Raw genomic sequence first — 21,139 nt, 5'->3', positions numbered from 1 at the left:
CGAAACCCTCTGCGACATGCGAAAAGTCCTACCGGTGATCGCCTTCACCGCCATCGCGATGATCAACACGGTCGCGCCGGCGCTGGCCGTTCGCGGCGGTGTCGAAGCGCCGACGCCCTACCCGTTCTCCGGCTCCCTGCAACGGCCCGACTCACCGCGCGAGGACGGCCACACCTGCGGCGTCACGCTGGTGGCCCCGACGTGGGCCGTCACCGCAGGTCACTGCACCAAGAACAACCCCAGCGGCGCCCAGGTCGGCAGGCCGCGGGACTGGACCGTCCGGCTCGGCACGACGGACGCGGGCAGCGGCGGCGAGGTGATCGCGGTCGAGCGGTTCATCACCTACGCGGAGTTCCCGGTCCACGACGGCGACATCGGGCTGCTCAAGCTGAAGAAACCCGCGAAGACCAAGCCCGTCGCACTGCCGTCGGCGAGGCCGGCAGAGGGCGCGACGGCGCGGATCCTCGGCTGGGGCATGACGTGCGACCGGCGCGCGCCCGAGTGCTACCCGAAGAAGCTGCGAGAGGCGGACACGGTCATCCAGCCGACCGCGGCCTGCGACGGCATCCACGCTGATCGCGAGCTGTGCATCGGAGCGCTGGACGGCAGCATCGCCGCAACGAACATGGACTCCGGCGGCCCAGGACTCGTCCGCGACGGCGACCGCTGGGTGATCGCCGGCGTGGTGAGCGGCTCGGGCGGCGACGACCGGCCGGTCATGTACACCGACATCAACCACTTCAGGGGCTGGATCAACGACGTCGTCACCGGCAAGGTCAACCCGCCGGACACCCCGGTGCCGAACCTCGAAGGCGCCGCGTCGCTGGCCGGCGTCTGCTCGGCGTCCGTGGTCAAAACCAGCCACACCAAGCTCACCGACCAGGCACTTCTGCTCACCAACGGCCACTGCGTCCCAGAACGCCCTGCTCCCGGCGAAACCCTGAAGGACGTCCTGATGGAGCTGCCGGTGACCATCGGCGACCGTCAGGGCTACCTCCAGGCCAAGGCAAAGACCGACCGGCTCGTCTCGGCGACCATGACCGGCACCGACACCGCGCTGTTCCGCCTCGACCAGACCTACGCGCAGCTCCTGGCCAAGCGCGTGAAGATCTTCAAGCTCGCCGAGCAGAGCGCGAGGCCGGGCCAGAAGGTCGACATCATCTCGTCGGGCAACGGCAAGCGCTTCAGCTGCACGATCGAAGCCGTCGTTCCGCATCTCCGCGAAGAGGGCTACACGCAGGACAACGCCTACAGGTACGACCCCGCGTGCACGCCCTCGCACGGCGGTTCGGGCTCACCGATCGTGCTCAAGGACGGTGTCACGGTCGTCGGTGTGCACAGCACGGGCAACGACAGCGGCGAGCAATGCACAGCGAACAACCCCTGCGAGGTCGCAGCGGACGGCACGGTGACGGTGCACCAGGGCGCCCGCTACGGCCAGCAGGTCAAGCACCTAGCCGCTTGCGCACGAACGCAGACGCCTGGTCGACCACAACGACAAGAAGCAGCACCACGAGGATGTGCGTGACCATCTCGTCGAACCGGAACAGCTTGATCGACTGGTTGATCAGGAAGCCGATCCCGCCCGCGCCGACCAGGCCGAGCACGAGCGACGACCGCACGTTCACGTCCAGCCGGTAGAGCAGAAGTCCCGCCAGGGAGGGCATCACGGTCGGGAGCACCGCGTGCAGCGCGATCTGCGGGCCAGACGCGCCGGTCACCCGCAACGCGTCGCGCGGTCCGCGGTCGCTCTCGTCCATCGCCTCCGCCCAGAGCTTGCCCATCACGCCGGTGTTGTGGAACACCAGCGCCAGCACGCCAGCGAACGGCCCGAGCCCGACCGCCGTCACGAAGATCAGCGCGAACACCACGTCCGGCACCGAACGCAGGAACGACAGCACCGTGCGCGCCGCCTGCTGGGCCCACGCCGCTGAAGTCGTTGCGCGAGAGGCCAACAAAGCCAGCAGCAGCGCGAACGGGATCGAGAACGTGGTGCCGAGCAGTCCGATGTAGAGCGTGATCACCGCTGCTTCCAGCGACTTCCCGAGCACCGAGAAGTCCGGTGGCAGCGACTCGGCGAGGAAGTCGGCCATGCCCTCCCAGCCGGCGATCAGCGCGGTGGGCGAGAACTCCGTGGCCTGCCAGGCAAGAACGTGGACGACGACCGCGACCGTCACGACGACCCACACCGCGGCGGAGGGCCATCGGCGACGAGGAACCGCGAGCTTCGGAGGAGCTGTGAGAGTCATGCCGGCACCGCCGTTCGCATCTCCACGATCCGGTGCGCGTACGTGCGCGCGAGTTCCGGCTGGTGCAGCACGGCAACGACCGCCAGGCCCTCGGAAGCCAGGTCCACCAGCAGTTCCATGACCTGCACGGCGGCCTGCGGATCGAGCGCCGACACGGGTTCGTCGGCCAGGATCACGTTGGCGCGCTGGCACAATGCCCGCGCGATCGCCACACGTTGTTGCTGCCCACCGGAAAGCCGCGCACACCGGTCCAAAGCACGGTCCGCGAGCCCGACCCGGTCCAGGCACCGCATGGCTTCCTCGCGCACGTCCTGCCCGAAGACCAGCGAGCGGTGCAGCGGAAGCCGGCCGAGGGCGCCGGAACACACGTTGTCCAGCGCGTTGCGGCGGCCGACGAGGTGGATCTTCTGGAACACCATCGCGGCGTTCCCGCTGACGTCGATCTCGCCGCCGTCCGGCGTCTCCAGTCCGACCACGCAGCGCAGGGCCGTGGACTTGCCGGAGCCGTTCGGCCCGAGCAGCGCCACGAACTCGCCGGGTTCGACCGAGAGGTCGAAGCCGTCCAGCACGGTGCGGCCGCCGAACGACTTGCGCAGGCCGCGGATGGCGAGCATCAGACGTCCTCTTCCTTGAGCCCCAGCGTCGCCGCGAGGTCGAAGAGCACCTTGTACGTGTCGTTGTCGACCTGCACGAGCGGTCCGGGCGGGGTGACGTCGAGGAAGGCGCCGACCTTCTCCACGTCCGCGGGCCCGAGCTCCAGCAACGCCTTGCGCACCTTGTCCTTGAACGCCGCGTCGAGGTCGCCGCGCACGGTGATCGGGTCGTTCGGGATCGGCTCGGACTTCCAGATCTGCCGGAACTTCGACTCGTCGAACGTGCCCGCGGCCTTGGCGCTGGCCAGCTGCTGGCTGTTGATCTCGCCCGCGTCGACCTTGCCGTTGATCAGCGCGAGCATGGCCTCTGGGTGGCCGCCCGCGTAGTCGAGCTTCACGTCGGCGACGGCATGCTTCTTCAGGCCGTAGCGGGGAAGTGCGTCACCGGACGCCGACCCGACGCTGCTCAGCGCGAGCGATTTCCCCTTCAGGTCCTCGATCTTCTGCGCCGGCGAGTCCTTCGCGACCCAGATGCCGGCGGTGTAGCTGGTGAGCTTGCCGGAGCCGTCCGCGAACGAGGCGAGAGGCTCGGCCTTGGCCTTCTGCGACGCGAAGACGTAGCCGAGCGGCCCGAACTGGGCGATCTCCAGCTTGCCGTTGCGCATGGCCAGCACCTCGGCCGCGTAGTCGTCGACGATCTGCAGCTCGACCTCGCAGCCGAGCTTCGTGGACAGCGCCCTGGCGAGCACCTCGTAGGCGGGCTTGAGCTTGTCGGGGGCCTCGTACGGCTCGACGCCGAAGCGAACCTTGCCGTTGTTCGGGCAGGCACCACCGGACGCGGAGTCCGTTGTGCCGCAGGCGGTTGTCAGCAACAGAGTCGCGGCGAGCACAACGCTGAAGGCTCTCATCACAGCTCCTGGAGGAGGTCGTCGAGCACGGCCGGGGCGAGGCCGAGCGCGGTGGTCATGCCGATGCCGGAGGTGACCGAGACGGCCCGGACCAGGGGAGCGGGCGTCGCGGTCAGGAAGGGTTCTGGGGCGGACGCGTAGATGCCGCGCCAGCGTTCGAGGACTTTCAGCGCGGGAACGCCGAGCAGCCGGGCCGTCTCGGTGAGCACCAGGTCGTCCAGGTGCTCCGGCCGGTACGGGTCGACCGTGCGGCTGTAGTGGTGGGTGTCGCCGATGGTGAGCGAGCCGTCGGGGAGCTGGGTGAACATCAGGTTCAGCCCGGCTTCGACCAGCTCGGGGTGGTCGTGCGTGAGGCGTTCGCGGACCTTTTCGATGCTGGGGCAGCGAGCGAACGCCTCGTAGCGCAGCATCGAGAACCCGGTCAGCACCGCCGAGTCGATCACGCCGCCGTGCGCGACTCGCAGCATCCTGAGCTGACAGCGCTGAATCTCGTGCCGGTCGGCGAGATCGGGGAAGAACCTGTCGACGTCGTGGCCGACCGCGACGACCGCCGCGCGGCAGCGGATCTCGCCGCGAGCCGTGCGGACCAGGCCCGATTCGACCGTGAGCACGTTGGTGGACCAGTGGAACGCGACACCGCGTTCCGCGAGCAGTGAAGCGATCGCGTGCACGGCCTCGCGCGGGTTGACGCGGATGTCGAGCGGCAGGAACGCGCCGCCGTCGGTGAGCTCGATCTCGCGGACGGAGGCGAACTCTTCGAGCACAGCGCGTTCGTCGTCGTGACGTGCCATGACGACGGTGCCCGACTCGCGCAGCCAGAAACCGGCCTCCTCGGCGAGCTTCAGCCACTCCTCGCGAGCCGTCATCGCGTACTCGAACGCCACCCCGTCCTGAGCGGTGAAACAGCCGTGCCCGAAGTTGCGCACGGACGCTCCGACCGCGTGCTCGTCCCGCTCGACCACGGCGACGGAGAGGCCCTGTCGCACCGCGTGCCAGGCGTGCGCGAGGCCGACGATCCCCGCGCCGACGACCACCAGGTCCACACTTGTCATGACAAGAACGATGAGTGGCTGCCGAAGGAGAATCAATAGCTGTCCTGATGTGTTCACTTGGAGTTCAGACTTGTTATGACATGTATGGTTGGTCGCATGGAGATGCCCCTGCACGAGCGCATCGCGGCCGATCTGCGGCGCCGCATCGCCTCGGGTGAGCTGGCCGTCGGCGACACCGTGCCGTCCGAATCGCAGCTGTGCGCGCAGTGGAACGCCTCGCGCGCGCCGGTGCGACAGGCGCTCACGACGCTGCGGGCGGAGGGCATGATCGGCGGCGGCCGCGGCAAGCCCGCGGTCGTGCGCAGGCACACGCTGTCGCAGCCGTTCGAGACGTTCCTGTCGTTCTCCAGCTGGGCTGCGGGCCTCGGACACGTGCCGGGGCAACGAACTCTGGAGATCGCGCGCCGCCCGGCCGACGCGGACATCGCGGACGCCCTCCAGCTCGACGAGGGCACGCCGGTCGTGCAACTCCTCCGGCAACGGCTGATCGACGGCCGGCCGACGATGCTGGAGCGCACGACGTTCGTGGAACCGGTGGGGCGCCTGCTGTTCGACTTCGACTGCGACAGCGGCTCGCTCTACGCCTACCTGGGCGAGCAGGGCGTGGACATGACCGTTGCCCGGCACCAGATCGACGCCGTCGCGGCGGACGAGCACGACAGCGAACTGCTGGAAGTCGCGCTGGGAGCCCCACTTCTGCGGGAACGGCGGCGTGCGTCCGGAATGGACGGCCGGCCGGTCGAGTACTCCGACGACCGCTACCGCCCGGACATGGTCAGCTTTTCGATCGAGAACTCCCAGCAGGCGCACCCGGCGCTGCTGCGGGACTGGAGGGCCTCGTGATCGACCTCGTCGTGCTGGACATCGCCGGTACCACCGTGGAGGAGCACGGACTGGTCTACAAAGCCTTGGCGGACACCGTGATCGCGGCCGGTGGATCGGCGGACGACGTCGGCGACTGGATGGGCGCGGACAAGTACGAGGCGATCTCGTCGATGCTCGGGCGCTCCGATGTGGACGCCGAGTTCAAGGACTTCCACGAGCGGCTCGCGAGCCACTACGCCGAGACGCCGCCGACCCCGATCCCGGGAATCCCAGAAGCGCTCGAACACCTGCGAAGCAACAACATCAAGGTCGCGCTGACCACCGGCTTCGACCGGCCGATCGTGGACGGCCTGCTCGACGTTCTCGGCTGGCGCGAGGGAGTGCTGGACGCGGTGGTCTGCGTGGACGACGTGAAGGCGGGCCGCCCGGCGCCGTACATGATCTTCACGGCGATGGAGCTGACCGGCGTCAGGGACGTCAAGCGCGTGCTGACCGCCGGCGACACCGTGCGCGACCTGGAGGCGGGCACGAACGCCGGTGCCGGGTTCGTGGTCGGCGTGCTCAGCGGCAGCCAGACCGCCGAAGAGCTCCGCACCGCGAAGCACACACACCTGTTGAGGAGCGTCGCCGAGATTCCGGCTCTAATCCAGGGCGGCGGTGTGGCGTAGCTGCTCGGGCGTCGGGTCGGCGACCAGCACGCTCAACGCCCCGGCGAACTGGTCGAAGCGCCGGTCGAACTCGGCCAGTTCGCGCGAGGGCTCCGCGACCAGCGCCGCCCGCCCCGCCTTGGGGATGGCGGTCGCCAGCGCGTCACGAAGCGGCTGAGCCCGGCGCAGGGCCAGGAGCAGCGTCCACAGCCGTTGCTCGACCAGAGCCACCTGGACGGGATCACCGGTCACCCGCAGGAAGTCCGACCGCACGGCCGTGGCGCGGCGGCGCTGCGAGGGGCACGTGAAGTCGTCCGACCGGACCACCTGCGTGTCCGGGGCCGACCTGGCCAGCGACTCCTCCGACCGGAACCGCCGCACAGGCACGGTCCCGGCCGGGTCCCACATCCACCAGAACGTCATCCGACCAGGTCGTCCGCATCGACGATCTTGTACGCGTAGCCCTGCTCCGCCAGGAACCGCTGCCGGTGCGCCGCGTACTCGGTGTCGAGCGTGTCGCGCGAGACGACCGAGTAGAAGTGCGCCTGCCGGCCGTCGCCCTTGGGCCGCAGGATCCGGCCGAGGCGCTGAGCCTCCTCCTGGCGCGACCCGAACGTGCCGGACACCTGGATGGCCACGGACGCCTCGGGCAGGTCGATGGAGAAGTTCGCGACCTTCGAGACGACGAGCGTGCGCAGCTCGCCCTTGCGGAACTTGTCGAACAGTTCCTCGCGCTCTTTGTTCTTCGTCGATCCCTTGATCACCGGTGCGTCCAGCTCCTCACCAAGCTCGTCGAGCTGGTCCAGATAAGCACCGATCACCAGAGCCGGCTCGTCGGGATGCTGGTCCAGCACCCGCCTGACCACCGGGATCTTGGTCCGCGCGGTCGAGCAGAGCTTGTAGCGCTCCTCGGGCTCGGCCGTCGCGTACTGCAGCCGTTCGTTGTCCGTCAGCGTCACCCGGACCTCGGTGCACTCGGCGGGCGCGATCCAGCCCTGCGCCTCGATGTCGCGCCACGGCACGTCGTACCGCTTCGGCCCGATCAACGAGAAGACGTCGCCTTCCTGCCCGTCCTCGCGCACCAGCGTCGCGGTCAGGCCCAGCCGCCGGCGACTCTGCAGATCGGCCGTCATCCGGAACACCGGCGCGGGCAGCAGGTGGACCTCGTCGTAGACGATCAGGCCCCAGTCGCGCGAGTCGAACAGCTCCAGGTGCTTGTACTCGCCCTTCGACTTGCGGGTGATCACCTGGTAGGTCGCGATCGTGACCGGCCGGATCTCCTTGCGCTCACCCGAGTACTCGCCGATCTCCTCCTCGGTGAGCGAGGTGCGCGCGATCAGCTCGCGTTTCCACTGCCTGCCAGCCACGGTGTTCGTGACCAGGATCAGCGTGGTCGCCTGCGCCTCGGCCATCGCCGCCGCGCCGACCAGCGTCTTGCCCGCGCCACAGGGGAGCACGACGACCCCGGAGCCACCGGCCCAGAACGCCTGGGCGGCCAGCCGCTGGTAGTCGCGCAGCTTCCAGTCGGTCTCGTCGAGCGCGATCGCGTGCGCCTCGCCGTCGACGTACCCGGCGTGGTCCTCGGCCGGCCACCCGACCTTGAGCAGCAGCTGCTTGAGCCGCCCGCGCTCGCTGGGGTGCACGACGACGGTGTCGTCGTCGATCCGCGCCCCGAACATCGGTGCGACCTTCTTGTTGCGCAGCACCTCCTCGAGCACCGCACGGTCGTTGGAGTGCAGGACGAGCCCGTGCACGGGGCTGTTGGTGAGGACCAACCGCCCGAACCGGCTCATCGTGTCGACCACGTCCACCAGCAACGGCTGCGGCACGGGGTAGCGGCTGAAGCGCACCAGCGCGTCGACCACCTGCTCGGCGTCGTGCCCGGCCGCGCGGGCGTTCCACAAAGCCAGCGGCGTCACTCGATACGTGTGCACGTGCTCGGGCGCCCGCTCCAGCTCGGCGAACGGCGCGATGGACGTTCGCGCGTCGTTGGCGAGAGGGTGGTCGACCTCGAGCAGCAGCGTCTTGTCCGACTGAACGATCAGTGGGCCATCGGTCACGGTGACCAGTGTCCCTGACGACGCCAAATGGGTTCGACCTGCGTCAACTGGCGACAACCGACTGTGAGGCGACACACGCAGCCAACACGTCGTGTCGTACGTTCTCGCGCATGAGCACCGAGTCGACTGATCCCGTCGAGCCACCGGCCACGGTGGTACCGGCTCCTGAGGAGACCGAGCCCGACGAGTCGCCCAAGAAGAACACCTGGCTGAAGCCCGTCATCGTCGCCGTGCTGGCGATCATCCTGGTCGGCGGCGGCGTGTACGCGCTCACCGCGCTCAACGGCACCAAGGTCGGCGACTGCGTCAGCGCCTCGCCGAAGGACGTCGACAAGCCGGACGGCGACTGGAACGTCTCGTCGCAGGGCTGTGGCGACGCCGCCGCGACGCACCGGGTCGCCAAGGTGCTGAACAGCGCCGAGGACCCCTGCCCCGACGAGGGCATCTACGAGCCGGTGAAGTCGGGCGGCGACTCGCTGTGCCTGATGCCGAACCTCGCGGAGGGCAACTGCTACACGTCCGGTGACGACGGCGCCTTCAAGAAGGAGGCGTGCACCACCGAGTCGCCGGTGAAGATCGTGAAGAAGGTCGACGGCCTGCCCGAGGAGGGCTCGGTGTGTCCCGAGGGTTCGAGCGAGCTGCGGTTCAGCGAGCCGGCCTCGGTCTACTGCATGGGTGTGCACGAGGGGTCCTGATCGGGTGAACTCGGTTGAGTTGACCACCGTCTGACGCCGATACCCAGGCCATGAAGAAGGTCGGCCTGGGTATCGCCGTTGTGTTTGCGCTCGTCCTGCTCGGCGGGTTCGTGCTGAACCAGCTCGGTGACGTGAGCAAGACGGCCCAGGTGGGCGACTGCGCCCGCATCTCCGGCGCACTCGACAACCCGAGGTACGAGGCGCTCGACTGCGCCTCGGAGAAGGCGAACGTCAAGATCGCCAAGGTCCTGCAGTGGAACGAGAACAAGTGCCCCGACGGCGGCATGGACTACTCGACCTACACGGGCGACTCCACGTTCTGCCTCATGCCGAACTTCGTCGAGGGCGCCTGCTACGGCCAGAGCCAGGAGACCGGCATCGCCAAGGTCGACTGCGCGACCAAGGACTCCGTGAAGGTCGCCAAGGTGCTCGCCGGCAAGACCGACGGTGCCGCCTGCGGGAACTCACGCGCGGCGGTCTTCCCGGAACCTGCCGTCACCTTCTGCCTCGAGCGCGGCGACCAGCAACCGTGATCTTCAGCTAAAGCGCTCCGCCGTTCTGACCTGCATGACACCCTCTGCGGCGTGATGAGGGACGAGGGTGCCGCGCCCAAGGCGAGCGTGCCGAAGCGGATCGTGACCTACGGCGCCACGCTGATCGTCGCGGCCGTCGTGATCTACGGCCTCTCCGAGTACCTGACTCCGATCCAGAAGCCGAAGCAGGGCGACTGCGCGTACCTGACCGGCTCGTCCGACGAGGGCCGCTACAACGCCGTCGACTGCTCGGCGCCCAACGCGAACTACGTGGTCGCGGGGACCGTGGCCAGGTCGGCGGCCTGTCCCAATCCCGCGGACGCCGACTGGGTGCCGGTCAGGGCGATCGACCCGAAGATCCGGTTCTGCCTGGTGCCGATCTACGCCGAGGGCGAGTGCTACGACGCCGGGTCCGGCTTCGACCTCGCCGTCGTGGACTGCGGCTCCGAAGGGTCGTTCCGGGTGGCGAGGGTGAGCAAAGAGGTGCCGGCGCCGGCGTGCCCGGCGGGTGCGGACACCCGCGCGTTCCCCGAGGTGAAGCTGACCTACTGCGTCGCCTCGCAGTGAGCGGCACAAGCGGCAGTAACGTTTCCGTAAAGCCCCGGCGGATTCCCTCGCCGCGTGGCAACCTCTGCTCCGGCCATGTCGGGGGGCGTGGGCCGTTCGGAGCATGCGTGCGAAACGGCTAGAGGCGCGTCGACGACTCATCTGACATCAGCTTCCCCGGAACCGGAGCCCGTCCACGGCTCCGGTTCCGACGTCTTTCGCACGACCCATCGGAGAGGAATCCAGTGACAACCCCCAACTACCCGCAGCAGCCTGGGCCTTATGGCCCGCCTCCCGGTGGGCAGCCCCAGCAGCCCTACGGTCAGCCGCAGCAGCCGTACACGCCGTCGCAGGGCATGCCCCAGCAGGGCGGCTACCCCGCCGACCCCTACGCCCAGCCGCAGCCAGGTCAGCCGATGGGCCAGCCGGGTCAGCCCGGCCAGTACGGTCCGCCTCCCGGCGACCCCTACGGCCCGCCGCCCGGTCAGGTGCCGCCCGGCCAGCCCATGGGCCAGCCGATGCCGTACGGCCCGCCGCCCAAGAAGAAGGGTGGCGCGGGCAAGGTCATCGGTGCGATCGTCGCGTTCGTGCTGGTCGCCGGCGGTGTCTTCCTGGTGAAGTCGCTGATCGGTGGCGGCCTGAACGCGATCACCGAGCCGTCGGCGAAGGCCGGCGACTGCGCGAGCGTCACGGGCACCACGATCAGCCCGAAGTACAAGAAGGTCGACTGCGGTTCGGCCGAGGCGAACTACTTCATCGCCAAGGCCATGAACTCGACCACCGAGGCGTGCCCGAGCGAGGACTACGCCGAGTACACCGAGTCCGGTCGCCGCAGTTCCTCGCTGAAGCTCTGCCTGGTCGAGAAGCTCGAAGAGGGCAAGTGCTACCAGGAGGAGATCGTCAAGATCAACATGGAGGGCATGAAGCCCGTCACGTGCCCGGCGACCCCCAACGAGTTCGCCATCACGAAGATTCTCAAGATCGAGAAGGTCGTGAAGGCCGCGACCGCCGAGTGCGGTGAGGCCACGGCGGTCGCGTACGCCGAGCCGGCGCCGGGGATCACCTACTGCGTGATCGCTGTCGAAGGCAAGTGACGGGCCGACTGACGGGCAACTGACAAAGGCGGGCCGGTGACCGGCCCGCCTTTCTCATGTCCTGTGACAACCGATTGGGAAACTTTCGAAAACGGCTGTGAAAACAGCTAGCTGGTCGTGCCCGGTGGCAGCAACTGCTGCACGTCCAGGCGGCCGGACAGCACGTCCTCGGTGTCCATCATGTCGGCGACCCGCTGGAGCCGGATCGGGTTCAGCGACAGCGGGAACGTGCCCACGGACACGAGGGCCGCGGTCGGCTGGTCGACGTCGGCGTAGCTGGTCAGCGAGTCCTGCACGGCGAGCTTGTTGGCCTGCGCGCGCTGCTGGGCCTCGCGGAGCACGTCCCGGAACGCCTTGAGCGTCTTCGGGTTCGCCTCGGCGAACTTCTTCGACGCCGCGTAGCCGGACATCGGGAAGTCCAGTGTCGGGCCGCGCGCGGTGTCCGTGAGGATCTTCGCACCGATGTTGCGCTGCGACTTCGTGATGAACGGCTCGATCATGAACGCCGCGTCGACGGCGCCGGACTCCAGCGCCTTCTCCATCTCGGCGAACGGCATCGGCCGGAACTTGATCTTCTGCTTCTCGACCGCGGCGGTGTCCAGCACGGCACGCGTCGTGAGCGCGCCGATGTCTGTCTCGCTGTTCACGGCGATGGTCGGCGCGGCGTTCTTGCCGGGGTCGTCGTAGGCCGAGTTGGCCTTCGTGACCAGCGCCATCGAGTTCGGACCCGCCTGGTAGGCCTCGCCCTGCAGCTGCAGCTCGGTGCCTTCGGCGACGGAGCGGAAAAGGCTGACGTGCGTGGCCCACGTGATGTCGAGCGTGGTGTCCAGCTGCTTGATGGCCTCGGCCTCGCTGGGCTGGGTGACCAGGGTGACCTGCAGACCGGCCTTCTCGAACAGCTTCTCGGTCAGCGCGATCCGCAACGGGGCCACGTCGACGACCGGCAGCACGCCGATGCGCAGGTTTTGGCGCTCCACGTCCGCGGTGCCGCTGTTCGAGGAACTTCCGAACAGGCTGCAGCTCGCGGTCAGAACACACGTGATGAGCACTGCGGCAAGCCGCAGAGCTTTGGCTCGGGTAGCCATGGCACCTCTCGCCGGTAGGCCTTGAGTAGCATCGATTTGATCAGTGAGTGTCGTTACACACCTGGTCCTCCGCAGCCCCAACTGGGCGTTCGGACGGACGTAGGGCATGCCGACAACCGGGGATGTTAACCACCTGAACGTATGAAACGACACCCCATCTCGATACGGTGAGTGCTTCTGGAGACTTCCCCCGAGGAGGGGGTGGCCATTACGCTCCCCGCCGGGTGGCACTGGTTGTAGTAGACCGACGTGTCTTCAGACGGGGTAGGGCGCCTTACCGGGCGCACAGCCCCTGTGCTGCAATTCGGCCCGTTTGACGAGTCCATGCTCGGTCCTGGGGAGAGACCGGGACACTGCTGCTGGAAGAGGAAGCCCAGAGTGGCCCGACGTGAGAGAGGTCCCAGCCAGTTTGGCGTGGGTGACACCACACGCTCCGAAAGGCCCGAATCGGGTGACGGACTGGCTGCGCTGGGTAACGGCACCATGACGGCGACACCGGACCCGGTGAAGGCCGACGGTGCTGGACCCGCATCAGGACCTGCCGCCCGATCCGCGGGGTGGCGGCTGCGCAACTGGCGGTTGCGCACGAAGCTGCTCGCGGTTCTGCTGATCCCGACTGTCTGTGCGCTCGTCCTGGGTGGCCTGCGCGTGCGCAGCGACCTCCAGGCCGCGACGGAGCTCAACAACCTGGCGAACCAGATTCGCCTGGAGACAGCGGTCGCGGACCTGGTGCAGCAGCTGCAGCGCGAGCGCGACCTGTCGGTCAGCTACGTCGCCTCGAACAAGAAGGTCGACCGAGTCGTCCTCGAGCGCCAGCTGCGCAGGGTCAACGACACCAGCGAGGCGTTCAGCAACAAGATCTCCGAGCTGAGCTCCGACCTGAACCCGGCCGCGGTCGAGCGCTTCCAGGTCGCGTTCAACCAGCTCAACCGCCTGAACAGCCTCCGCAACTCGGTGCGCGACACGCAGTACCCCGCCGAGGCCGTCCAGCGCACCTACTCGGAGTCGATCGAGACGCTCATCAGCCTCGGTGAGCAGACGATCTCCGAGATCAACGACCCCGAACTGGTGCGACTGCACCTGACCACGAACGCCATCGCGCGCATCAAGGAGCAGGAGTCGCTCAAGCGAGCGATCCTCCTGGACGTCTTCCAGCGCAAGGCGTTCACGCCGTCCCAGCTGCGTGCCCTGCAGGCAGCGGACGCCGAGCTCGAAGCGGCCCGAAACGACTTCCGCAAGTCCGCGACGCCCGACCAGGCCAAGATCTACGACGACACCGTCACCGGCCTCATCGTCGACACCGCGAACGACATGCAGGAATCGGCGATCAACCAGCAGTCCAGCACCGGCAAGAAGGACTTCACGCAGCTGACGTCCGAGAAGTGGGACATCGCCGCCACGCTGACGGTCAACCTGACCCGTGACGTCGAGAACCTGCTGGTCGAGCAGCTGCAGAACAAGACCGACGACACCGCCGGCGCCACCAGGACCCAGGCGTACATCGCGTCCGCCCTGGTGCTCGCGTTCCTCGCGCTCGCGTTGCTGATGGCGCTGTTCGTCGCCCGCTCGATCCTCAACCCGCTGCGCACGCTGCGCCGCACCGCCCTCGACGTCGCCGACCACGGTCTTCCGGACGCGGTCGAGCGGATCCTCGCGGACCCGAACCCGGAGAACGCGGCGAAGACCGCCGTCGAGCCGGTGCCGGTGCACACGCGTGAAGAGATCGGTCAGGTGGCGCGCGCGTTCGACGCGGTGCACGGTGAAGCGGTGCGACTGGCCGCCCAGCAGGCCCTCCTGCGTGACAACGTCAACGCGATGTTCGTCAACCTGTCGCGCCGGTCCCAGGCGCTGGTCGAACGCCAGCTGAACCTGATCGACCGGCTGGAGCAGGATGAGCAGGACCCGGACCAGCTGGCCTCGCTGTTCGAGCTGGACCACCTCGCGACCCGCATGCGCCGCAACTCGGAGAACCTCCTGGTTCTCTCGGGCACGGACCTCTCGCGGCGCCTGACCCGGCCAGTCCCGGCCGCCGAGGTTCTCGGCGCCGCGGTCTCCGAGGTCGAGCAGTACGCCCGCGTGCAGGTCGGCCAGACCCCGGACCTCACGGTTCAGGGTCGCGCGGTCAACGACCTCGTGCACCTCATCGCCGAGCTGCTGGACAACGCCACGGCGTTCTCCGACCCGGTCACCAAGGTCACCGTTCGCACGGCGAAGACCCGCAAGGGCGAGCTGGCGATCGAGATCCAGGACCGCGGCGTCGGCATGGGCGACCAGGAGATCATCGACGCCAACGACCGGCTGGCCGACCCGCCGGACGTCGACGTCGCCGTCTCCCGCCGAATGGGCCTGTACGTGGTCGCGCGGCTCGCCAAGCGCCACGACATCAAGGTCCGGCTGCGCGGCAACGAGGACATCGAGGGCGGTACGACGGCACTGGTGATCGTGCCGGAGACGCTCATCGCGTTCCCCGGTCAGGCTCCGGTCTCGACCCCGCCGTCCGGATCCGGATCGCTCGCCTCCGCGTTCGGCATGCCGTCCCCGGCTCCCGGCCTGGTCTCGGCCGAACTCACCACCGAGATCGGCACCACGGCCACCAGGGCCAGCGGTATCGCGGGTGCGTTCGGCGGTGCCACCGGCACCACGCCGAGGATCGACGAGTCGAGCCCCAGCAACCCGAGCATCCCGGTCAGCTTCGTCCCGAGCTCCATCACCGACACCGGTGCCGGAGCGACGGCGGTGCCGGTCTACAGCGAGCCGCCGATCGAGGACGCGACGCCGTCCGAGCGGTGGCGTCGCGACCAGCTGGCGGCCGTGGAGCCCGAGGGCTCCTTCGGCGAGCCGACCCTCTTCACGGCCTACGAGGACCGGCACGAAGAGGCCGGCGAGATCTCGTTCGAACCGGGCTACGAGACCACGCAGTTCGTCCCGATCCCTCCGATCGACGACGACTCGCACTCGAGCAACGGCGTCTCGCGCGCTCCGGTCGACACCGGGTCGCTGGACATCGGCATGGGGCACCGCAACGGCACGTCCGAAGCTTCTCGTAAGCAGGTCGAGCACGACCTGGACGCACCGACCGAGCGCCTGCCGATCTACGAGGCGGTCCTGTCGCAGTGGTTCCAGGCAGTCGGCAGCGAGACGTCCGCGTCCGCCGCCCAGCCTGTTCCCGCGGCGGCGGACGAGCACCCCGAACCCGCCGCGGCCAACGGCCGTGTCGAGTCGAGGCTCGGCGGCGTCGACAAGGCCGACAAGAACGGCGTCGAGTACATCGACGAGCCGGTCAAGGCTCCTCCGCTCTCGGACGGGCCCGAACCGGAACTGCCGACCCGCAAGCCCAAGCCTGTCCCGGCGGTGGCACCCACCACCACGTCGGCCGCTGGTCTTCCCGTGCGCCCGCCGCGCGCGAAGGTCCAGCCGGTGGTCGAGGAACCAGTGACCGCACCCGCCGAGCAGGAGCGAGTTGTGGAACCGGAGCCCGTTGTGGAGGAGACTCCAGCGGCGGCATCCACTTCCGAATCGGCTTGGCAATCGCCTGCCGACGAGGGATGGCAAGCGGCTCAGGCGTTGTTGAACAAGGCGCCGGAGTCGAAGACATCGGCAGGATTGCCAAAACGGACACCGAAGGCTCAGCTCGTGCCAGGATCTGCGGCACCCAAGCCGCAGGGCACGACGCAGACCGCGCAGCGGCCTCCGCTGCCGCCCCGCACCGCCGATGCGGTGCGCGGGCGGATGTCGAGCTTGCAAAGTGGTGTCAAGCGAGGCCGGCACGCATTGATCGAGGCATACGCTGGTGACCAATCGAGCCGGCAGAACGAGGAGCAGGAGTGACGACCGCAGCGCAGCCAGGCAGCTTTGGTTGGCTTATCACCGACTTCGTGCGGAGGGTGCCAGGAGTGGCACATTCCGTCGTGGTGTCCGCGGACGGGCTGTTGCTCGCGGGATCCCAGGGCCTGCCCCGGGACCGTGCAGAGCAGCTCTCCGCCGTCGCGTCCGGGCTGGTCAGCCTCACACAGGGCGCCGCCCGCTGCTTCGAGGCAGGCGGGGTCAACCAGACCGTGGTCGAGATGGAGCGGGGCTACCTGTTCCTCATGTCGATCAGTGACGGTTCGTGCCTTGCCGTCCTCGCCGCCCCCAACTGCGACATCGGCCTCGTGGCCTACGAGATGACGCTTTTGGTGGAGAGAGTCGGCCAACAACTCACCCCTGAGCTGCGTGCGCAGCTTCAGGGCGTGGTCCGTCGCTAGACCTCACTGGCAGTTCAGGGGTGAGAACAGATGGCTAGCAGACCTGGCGCTAGAGGCCGTGGCTTCGGTAGGAACTTCAACTACCAGGAGTGGGCCGCTGGTGGGTTCCAGTTCGACGAGCCTGACGCGATACCCCAGGAACAAGAGGAAGCCGAGGACACCCCCCACGATGAGCGGGTTACAGGGCAAGGGCTAGGCGATATGTCTCAGCGTGAGGTGGATGACTCGTCGTCGTATCCGTACGACGACGTGCCGAACCGGTTCGACATCGACGGGTACGGCTCCGGGTTGTTCGGTGGCCCGGGCGCGGACCTCTTCGGCCAGCACGAGATGCCGGAAACGGTGCCAGAACAACTGCCGTACACCACCGGGCCGCAGCCGGTGTACAGCACCGGCGCGCAGTTCGCTGTGCGTCCGGAGGAAACTTCTTCTGCGGACTCGGGTTCACTGGTGCGGCCTTACACACGCACCGGTGGGCGCACACGACCTGATTACGATCTTGCGATCGAGGCGCTGATCTCGACCAGCGAGCGTGGCCTCGAACGGGATGCCGCAGTACTTCCCGAGCACAGGTCGATCTGCGGGTTGTGTGTGGACACGCGGTCGGTGGCCGAGGTCGCGGCACTCCTACGCTTGCCTCTTGGCGTCGTGCGGGTGTTGATCGGCGACATGGCAAGCATGGGTTTGGTTTTGATTCACCAGGGCGGTCTGGTCGTGGGGGACCGGCCTTCCATGGAATTCCTGGAGAGGGTGCTCAGTGGGCTTCGCAAGCTCTAGTCCCCAGGGCGCCGAGGGCGCACGGAAGCCGACGACGTCTGCCAAGATCGTGGTGGCGGGTGGCTTCGGTGTGGGCAAAACGACGTTCGTCGGCTCGGTGTCCGAGATCGTCCCGTTGACCACCGAGGCGGTGATGACCGAGGCCAGCGCGGGGGTGGACGACCTCTCCGCCACGCCCAACAAGGTCACCACGACCGTCGCGATGGACTTCGGTCGCGTGTCGCTCGACAGCGATCTGATCCTGTACCTCTTCGGTACACCGGGTCAGCACCGGTTCTGGTTCATGTGGGACGACCTGGTTCGTGGTGCCATCGGCGCCATCGTGCTGGTCGACACCCGCCGCCTGGCCGACGCGTTCGCCTCGATCGACTTCTTCGACGACCGGCAGCTGCCGTACGTCGTCGGCGTCAACTGCTTCGACGGCCTCCTGCACCACAGGCTGGAGGACGTGCGTGAGGCGTTGACGATCGACGAGTCGGTGCCGATCGTCACGTGCGACGCGCGCAACCGGCAGTCGACGAAGCAGACGCTCATCACGCTGGTCGAGCACGCCATGCGCCAGTGGATGTCCGTCCGCGCGGGCTGATCTCCTCCCTCGCGGGGACCAACTCCAGAACGAACGAGGCGAGCGCCACCTTCGGGTGCGGCGCTCGCCTCGTCGTTGCGGTCTGACTCAGTTGGTTCGGTGATCGTCCAAGCAGTGGTCCTTCCGCCGTGACTCGCTGCTATCCGATGGTCAGGCCGACGCCGATGTAGGCGCTGGCACCGACGTCACCGGAGCCGAGGTCGACGCTGGCGTCAGCGGCGACCCCGGCGCTGGCGTTGATGTTCGCCAGGTCCGAGTTGACGCCCACGTCCGCGCCGAGACTGACGTCGGCTGAGACGTTCACGTCTGCCGTGATGTCGGCATGCGCGTCGAGCATCGCTGCGGCGTGCGGTCCGACGTTGATCGAGATGCCGCTGATGTGGATCGCGTTCGTCTTGTCCTCGGCAACGGTTTCGGTGACCACCGGCGCGGGTTCCACGACGGGTGCCGCTTCGACGACCGGTTCGACGGTGGCCTCGACGAGCGGGGTGGGCCCGCGGTCGTCCGTTGCGCTCACGTCAGCAGCGACATCTGCGTCTACTGCCACCGCGGCGTCAACGTGCGCACCCACGCCCAGTCCCACACCCACGCCGACGTCCGCGTGGCCGCAGAGGCCCAGCGCGACCTGGATGCCACCGTTGGCCAGGACGCTGATGCCCGGCCCGGTGTCGAGCGCGACGTGGGCGCCGGCCGCGACGTCGAGCATGTCGACGTTGCCGCTCACCCCCACCGTCGCGTTGACGTGGTTGTCCTGCAGGAGCACGAGGATCGGGTCGGCGGACGCCGTACCCGATGAGAACGGCAAGGCGAACGCCAAAGCCGTGACGGTGGCGGCGGCTCTGAGCGCCCACCGGGAGCTGACCATTGCGCGGGTCCTCCTTCGTCGACGTGGGCGTCTCTCGGGAACGCCCACGTCAATCGACGCTAGGTCGCGAAATGGTCACGCAAGGGTGGACGTGCGGCACGTCCGGGGGATGACCGACCGTCAGCTCTCGTCGACCAATGCGGCGGAGGTGATGCGATGAAGAGGGAACCTGAGTACCTCTCCGTAGCTGTGGTCATAGCCTTCGAGCACGCCACCGCCGACGACGTGCGGCTCGATCACGCGCTGTGCGGCTGTGCCGTGGGAGTCGACGAACCCGACCAGCACCCTGCGTCGCGCCCGTGCAGCCTGCTGGAGCAAGGACAGGGTGGCCGACGGCCCCGCGCCGAGGTGGCCGGGGACGGCGATCCGTTCACCCCGTGGTGTCGCGGCGGCACGATCACCGGCCCGGACCAGCCTGACGAGTTCACCCAACCGCTCGTCGGCGGGCACTGCGGGTGACGCGTTTTTGCGCGCACTGCGTTGCCGGGGCGTCGTCCGGCGCCCGCCCGGCCGCAGGTCGAGGACCTGGCCGTCGGGGCCTTCCGCGGCCGGGGCGAACCCGGCCGATCGCAGTCCGTCCAGCACGTCCGCCAGCGGCAACGGGCTGACGATCACGGTCGGGGCGATCCGGCGCAGCTCCAGCCGGGCGGCCTCCGGATGCGCGAGCACCTCGCTGATCAGCACCGAGTCGTCGCACCGCAGGAACGAACCAGCCGCGCCGCCGCGGAGCCTCCCGTGCCGGCGCGCGGCGTCGTCGATCAGGTAGGTCAGCGACTGCGGAACGGGCGTGCGCGAGCGGGTCTTGAAGAGTTCGTGCAGCTCATCGGCGGTGCGGCCGGAGTCGAGCGCACGGCGGACCGTGCTCTCGCTGATCCGGTAGACGGTCGCGCTGCCGGCCGACTCGACGTTCGCGACGATCGCCATCTCGTCCGCGAGGTCCGGTTCGAGCCTGCCCGGTGCGACGACGGTGAGGTCGGCCTGCACCAGCACGTGGTCGAGCGGTTCCGGCAACGCCTCCCCGAGGGTCTTCGCGGCGTGGCCGGGCCCCTCTTCGAGCAGCGCGCGGCCCGCGGTGGTGATCGCGCCCAGGGCGAGCACGCCGACCGCGGTGCCCTCCTCGACGGTCCAGCGCACCAGCTCGTCGCGCTGCCGCCCGCCCCGGCGCGGCGCCCGCCAGCCGAGCAATGCGGCCAGGTCGGCGGGGTTCGCGATGGCGGTGCTCTTGGGGAACGCGGCGATCGCTTCGAGAATCCACCGGCGGTCGCGCGGCGCCTGGGCGCGGCGGACCTCGTCCGCGAGCGGGGTGAAGAGCCTGTCCTTCTCGTCGCGGCGCCCGATCAGCGCGGGCAGCCGGGGCAGCTCCAGCCAGGCGTGCGCGATCGTGGCCCAGCGGACCTCGGTGGTCGCGGCCAGCCACACGTCGGCCTTGGTCGTCGGCACCCACTCCGGCTCGGCGGCCTCGGTGTTCGCGGCGAGGTCGGCGCCGACCACGAGCTCGATCAGCAGGGCGGCGCGGCGTTCGTCGACGTCGAGGTCCTTGGCGGCCTTGCGCAGCTCGCGGACGCCCATGCCGCCCGTCCGCAGCACCGGTGGCGGTTCGGCGGACCAGCTCGCGATGAGTTTTTCCACGTGCCGGACGAGTTCCAGGGCTTCACCGCCGCCGGTGGCGTCGATGGTGGTCTGCTGGCGCGTCGCGGTCTTCGGCTTCGGCTCGGTGACCTGGATCAGGCCGAGAGGGCGTTCGCCGCGCAGTTTGAGGGCGATCTCGCGCGGCAGCTCGACGGTGCCGGGATCGCGCCGCAGCAGCAGGTTGCGCGCGAGCAGTCGTTGGACGGGCGTTTCGGCCTTCTCCAGCGGCACGACCCGTGAGGCGTCCTTGGTGTCGCCGATGGGCGGTCCGGCGGCGAGCTTCTGCAGCACGCGCTGTTCGCCCTCGGTGATGCCGCTCAGGTCGTACGTCTGCCCGGTGGAGCGGCCGAGGTTGCCGGGATACGTGCCGAACGCCTCCCGCGTGACCGGAGGGACCGACATCGCGTCGTCGTCACCCCACACGAGCGCCTGGGCCCTGAGCTTGGCGACGGCCTGCTTGAGCGGCCGGGGCTTCACGTCGGGTCCGAGCAGCTCCGCGAGTGTGGCCAACGCCACGGGCTCGGCGTCCGCGCCCTGCACGACCAGGCCTTCGAGCACGGCGAGCGTGAACGTGTCGAGGTCCTCGCAGGCGCGCGCGATCGACGCCCTGGTGCCGACCCGTGTCGCGAGCACGGACATATCGGCAGGTGGGGGCGTTGCCAGGTCGGGGCGCGCGCGCAGCAGCGCGACGAGTGCGACGTCGTCCTGGGCGCGCAGCCAGTCGGCGAGAGTGATGCCGGACATTCTCACC

The 21,139-nt window shown here is 68.7% G+C and carries 20 protein-coding genes; 11 read left to right on the top strand and 9 right to left on the bottom strand.

The genetic code is table 11. From position 1 onward, the window contains the following. Window positions 1–16: 16 nt before the first annotated feature. Window positions 17–1,528, top strand: a complete 1,512-nt coding sequence (locus ACWGE0_RS33880) for a trypsin-like serine protease (protein ID WP_452264971.1) — start codon at window positions 17–19, stop codon at window positions 1,526–1,528. On the opposite strand, the gene phnE is transcribed toward ACWGE0_RS33880, so the two are convergent. Genes phnE through ACWGE0_RS33860 form a run of 4 tightly spaced genes read right to left on the bottom strand, consistent with a single transcriptional unit; the run spans window position 1,446 to window position 4,802 of the window. Next, the gene (gene phnE / locus ACWGE0_RS33875; protein ID WP_452264970.1) at window positions 1,446–2,249 is read right to left on the bottom strand and encodes a phosphonate ABC transporter, permease protein PhnE; all 804 of its coding nucleotides are present in this window, start codon (window positions 2,247–2,249) and stop codon (window positions 1,446–1,448) included. The two genes, ACWGE0_RS33880 and phnE, sit on opposite strands and share 83 nt — an antisense overlap. Continuing rightward, the gene (locus tag ACWGE0_RS33870; protein WP_452264969.1) at window positions 2,246–2,863 is read right to left on the bottom strand and encodes a phosphonate ABC transporter ATP-binding protein; all 618 of its coding nucleotides are present in this window, start codon (window positions 2,861–2,863) and stop codon (window positions 2,246–2,248) included. The genes phnE and ACWGE0_RS33870 overlap by 4 nt, the downstream gene beginning before the upstream one ends. Further along, window positions 2,863–3,750: a phosphate/phosphite/phosphonate ABC transporter substrate-binding protein gene (locus tag ACWGE0_RS33865; protein ID WP_452264968.1), complete on the bottom strand. Its 888-nt coding sequence runs from the start codon at window positions 3,748–3,750 to the stop codon at window positions 2,863–2,865. Before ACWGE0_RS33865 ends, ACWGE0_RS33870 begins: the two co-directional genes overlap by 1 nt. Further along, window positions 3,750–4,802, bottom strand: a complete 1,053-nt coding sequence (locus tag ACWGE0_RS33860) for an FAD-dependent oxidoreductase (RefSeq protein ID WP_452264967.1) — start codon at window positions 4,800–4,802, stop codon at window positions 3,750–3,752. Before ACWGE0_RS33860 ends, ACWGE0_RS33865 begins: the two co-directional genes overlap by 1 nt. Window positions 4,803–4,898: 96 nt before the next feature. On the opposite strand from ACWGE0_RS33860, the gene ACWGE0_RS33855 reads away from it, so the two are divergent. Next, window positions 4,899–5,645: a GntR family transcriptional regulator gene (locus tag ACWGE0_RS33855; RefSeq protein ID WP_452264966.1), complete on the top strand. Its 747-nt coding sequence runs from the start codon at window positions 4,899–4,901 to the stop codon at window positions 5,643–5,645. Further along, a complete protein-coding gene (locus ACWGE0_RS33850; protein WP_452264965.1) occupies window positions 5,642–6,295 on the top strand; it encodes a phosphonatase-like hydrolase in 654 nt (217 codons plus the stop codon). The genes ACWGE0_RS33855 and ACWGE0_RS33850 overlap by 4 nt, the downstream gene beginning before the upstream one ends. Here the strand turns inward: ACWGE0_RS33850 and ACWGE0_RS33845 are convergent. Together ACWGE0_RS33845 and ACWGE0_RS33840 are read right to left on the bottom strand one after the other, a co-directional pair. Continuing rightward, entirely contained in the window at window positions 6,269–6,697 is a 429-nt protein-coding gene (locus ACWGE0_RS33845) for a hypothetical protein (RefSeq protein WP_452264964.1), read from the bottom strand. The genes ACWGE0_RS33850 and ACWGE0_RS33845 overlap by 27 nt on opposite strands. Next, complete coding sequence (locus ACWGE0_RS33840) at window positions 6,694–8,334, bottom strand: DNA repair helicase XPB (protein ID WP_452264963.1); 1,641 nt, start codon at window positions 8,332–8,334, stop codon at window positions 6,694–6,696. Before ACWGE0_RS33840 ends, ACWGE0_RS33845 begins: the two co-directional genes overlap by 4 nt. Before the next feature lie 110 nt (window positions 8,335–8,444). On the opposite strand from ACWGE0_RS33840, the gene ACWGE0_RS33835 reads away from it, so the two are divergent. The 4 genes from ACWGE0_RS33835 (at window position 8,445) to ACWGE0_RS33820 (ending at window position 11,202) form a co-directional block, all read left to right on the top strand. Continuing rightward, window positions 8,445–9,029 (top strand): LppU/SCO3897 family protein, encoded by a 585-nt coding sequence (locus ACWGE0_RS33835; protein WP_452264962.1) that lies wholly within the window; start codon window positions 8,445–8,447, stop codon window positions 9,027–9,029. 50 nt (window positions 9,030–9,079) lie between these two features. After that, window positions 9,080–9,562: an LppU/SCO3897 family protein gene (locus tag ACWGE0_RS33830; RefSeq protein WP_452264961.1), complete on the top strand. Its 483-nt coding sequence runs from the start codon at window positions 9,080–9,082 to the stop codon at window positions 9,560–9,562. A 54-nt stretch (window positions 9,563–9,616) separates the two neighbouring features. Further along, a complete protein-coding gene (locus ACWGE0_RS33825; protein WP_452264992.1) occupies window positions 9,617–10,129 on the top strand; it encodes an LppU/SCO3897 family protein in 513 nt (170 codons plus the stop codon). A 224-nt stretch (window positions 10,130–10,353) separates the two neighbouring features. After that, window positions 10,354–11,202, top strand: coding sequence for an LppU/SCO3897 family protein (locus tag ACWGE0_RS33820; RefSeq protein WP_452264960.1), 849 nt, complete (start codon window positions 10,354–10,356; stop codon window positions 11,200–11,202). 107 nt (window positions 11,203–11,309) lie between these two features. On the opposite strand, the gene ACWGE0_RS33815 is transcribed toward ACWGE0_RS33820, so the two are convergent. Next, complete coding sequence (locus ACWGE0_RS33815; RefSeq protein ID WP_452264959.1) at window positions 11,310–12,287, bottom strand: ABC transporter substrate-binding protein; 978 nt, start codon at window positions 12,285–12,287, stop codon at window positions 11,310–11,312. Between the two features lie 483 nt (window positions 12,288–12,770). On the opposite strand from ACWGE0_RS33815, the gene ACWGE0_RS33810 reads away from it, so the two are divergent. Genes ACWGE0_RS33810 through ACWGE0_RS33795 form a run of 4 tightly spaced genes read left to right on the top strand, consistent with a single transcriptional unit; the run spans window position 12,771 to window position 17,894 of the window. Next, on the top strand, window positions 12,771–16,115 hold the full coding sequence (locus tag ACWGE0_RS33810) for a nitrate- and nitrite sensing domain-containing protein (protein WP_452264958.1): 3,345 nt from the start codon (window positions 12,771–12,773) through the stop codon (window positions 16,113–16,115). Next, on the top strand, window positions 16,112–16,531 hold the full coding sequence (locus ACWGE0_RS33805; RefSeq protein WP_030470879.1) for a roadblock/LC7 domain-containing protein: 420 nt from the start codon (window positions 16,112–16,114) through the stop codon (window positions 16,529–16,531). Before ACWGE0_RS33810 ends, ACWGE0_RS33805 begins: the two co-directional genes overlap by 4 nt. Window positions 16,532–16,561: 30 nt before the next feature. Then, complete coding sequence (locus ACWGE0_RS33800; protein WP_452264957.1) at window positions 16,562–17,308, top strand: DUF742 domain-containing protein; 747 nt, start codon at window positions 16,562–16,564, stop codon at window positions 17,306–17,308. Beyond that, a complete protein-coding gene (locus ACWGE0_RS33795) occupies window positions 17,289–17,894 on the top strand; it encodes a GTP-binding protein (protein WP_093605474.1) in 606 nt (201 codons plus the stop codon). Before ACWGE0_RS33800 ends, ACWGE0_RS33795 begins: the two co-directional genes overlap by 20 nt. A 139-nt stretch (window positions 17,895–18,033) precedes the next feature. Here ACWGE0_RS33795 and ACWGE0_RS33790 read toward each other — a convergent pair whose 3' ends face one another. Further along, window positions 18,034–18,759, bottom strand: a complete 726-nt coding sequence (locus ACWGE0_RS33790) for a hypothetical protein (RefSeq protein ID WP_452264956.1) — start codon at window positions 18,757–18,759, stop codon at window positions 18,034–18,036. A gap of 120 nt (window positions 18,760–18,879) precedes the next feature. Then, complete coding sequence (locus tag ACWGE0_RS33785; RefSeq protein WP_452264955.1) at window positions 18,880–21,132, bottom strand: helicase-associated domain-containing protein; 2,253 nt, start codon at window positions 21,130–21,132, stop codon at window positions 18,880–18,882. Window positions 21,133–21,139 lie beyond the last annotated feature (7 nt).

It is taken from the genome of Lentzea sp. NPDC054927, assembly GCF_053610285.1.
The sequence above is the reverse complement of the archived record's forward strand: the minus strand, read 5'-3'. Positions and strand labels throughout refer to the sequence as shown.